The sequence below is a fragment of the Cupriavidus sp. GW821-FHT07C08 genome (genome assembly GCF_059419025.1).
In genome coordinates this window covers 1-807 of the sequence record NZ_JBWKQZ010000092.1, presented here as the reverse complement: position 1 = coordinate 807, position 807 = coordinate 1, and the positions used below count along the sequence as shown (strand labels likewise).

The 807-nt window shown below is 60.3% G+C and carries 1 protein-coding gene; it reads right to left on the bottom strand.

The window, feature by feature from the left end:
* On the bottom strand, positions 1-720 hold a 720-nt coding region (locus AC07UK_RS38845), incomplete at its 3' end, for an IS5 family transposase (protein WP_494693928.1).
* Between the last annotated feature and the right edge of the window lie 87 nt (positions 721-807).

Below are 807 nucleotides of genomic sequence, written 5' to 3'. Positions count from 1 at the left end.
TGCGGCCTCGCGCTCGGCGTGTCCGTCCGCATTGGTCACCATGGCGCTCACCACCAGGCCGTGGCGGTTGTCGCTCAAGGTATGGCCCATGTAGCGCAGTTCACTCGCAGTCTTGCCCTTGCGGTACAGCCTGGCATCGGGATCGGTCTTGGACTCGTGCGTGTCGTTGCTGCGCTTGCGACCTTTGAAGTTGCCGCCCTCGCTATCGTCCTTGTCGCCGCCGTCCGTGCGCAAGAAGCTCTTGTGGCCTGCCCACGCCTGAATCAGCGTGCCGTCGACGCTGAAGTGCTCGCCCGACAGCCAGTTCTTCTTCTGCGCGATGTCCAGCACCTCGTTGAAAAACTCGATGACCGCATCATGCTTGATCAGCCGTTCGCGGTTCTTGGTGAACACCGTGGGCACCCAAACTGGGTCGTCCATCGACAGCCCGATGAACCAGCGAAAAAGCAAGTTGTAGTGCGTCTGCTCCATGAGCTGACGTTCGGAGCGAATGCTGTAGAGCACCTGCAGCAGCATGGCCCGCAGCAACTTCTCCGGCGCGATGCTGGGCCGGCCACCCTTGATATCGGCTTCGTACATCTGCGCAAACAACCGGTCCATCTTCACCAGCGCCTGGTTGGCCATGGTGCGGACTGAGCGCAGCGGGTGGGACTTCGGCACGAAATCATCGAGCCTCCGCATAGTGAACAAACTCTCGGTGAAGGTGTCTGCGCCGCGCATGAAAGTAGGGTTGGATGGGCTCCTCAAATCAACGCTTTAGTTAGTCGTCGCGCTGACGTCCGCTCGAGGTATTTCAGCGGCCTGCTA